Here is a 677-nt window from a genome sequence, read left to right as displayed (position 1 = left end):
CCTTTATGGAAACCTACGGGAAACTCAAGCAGGAAGCCGGAGACCATGAACCCATCCTGTTCATTGATGGCGTCCATCCCACTCAGGGGACCAAACTCGCTTATGGCTGGATGCGCAAAGGGCAGAAAACCGCGGTGAAAACCACGGGAAGCCGTACCCGTCTGAACCTGATGGGGGCCCTGAATCTGGCCGATATCAGCAAAACGGTAGTACGTGAGTATGACCGTATCGACAGTTATCACATCGCTGAGTTCTTCATTGCCATCCGTGAGACTTATCCGGTCAGTCAGAAGGTTCATATTATCCTTGACGGAGCCGGTTACCACCGGAGTAGACTGGTGAAAGACTGGGCTTATGTGATGAATATCGACCTTCATTACTTACCGCCATACAGCCCGAATCTGAACCCGATAGAAAGGCTGTGGAAGGTGATGAATGAACAGGTCAGGAATAACCATTATTTCGCTTCGACGACCTTGTTCAGGCAGGCAATCCATCGTTTTTTTACGGAAATATTACCGGAACTTGCCGGGAACCTGTCGTGCCGTATTAATGACAACTTCCAGGTTCTGAATCCTGCATCTTCAAGTTAAGCGGGTATATAACTCATATCTTCACTGCAAGAGGAGAAGTGACATTCATGGTTATTACCTGTTGAATACCGTCAATGTAGAGCT

Annotated in this window: 1 protein-coding gene; it reads left to right on the top strand. The window is 48.2% G+C overall.

Annotated features, from left to right (window positions below):
- A partial coding sequence (locus AACQ83_RS24325) for an IS630 family transposase (RefSeq protein WP_112886975.1) occupies nucleotides 1-593 on the top strand: 593 nt, incomplete at its 5' end.
- Between the last annotated feature and the right edge of the window lie 84 nt (nucleotides 594-677).

Origin of the sequence: Photorhabdus sp. S10-54 (assembly GCF_963878145.1) — a bacterium.
GTDB lineage: Bacteria > Pseudomonadota > Gammaproteobacteria > Enterobacterales > Enterobacteriaceae > Photorhabdus > Photorhabdus kayaii.
The sequence above is the reverse complement of the archived record's forward strand: the minus strand, read 5'-3'. Positions and strand labels throughout refer to the sequence as shown.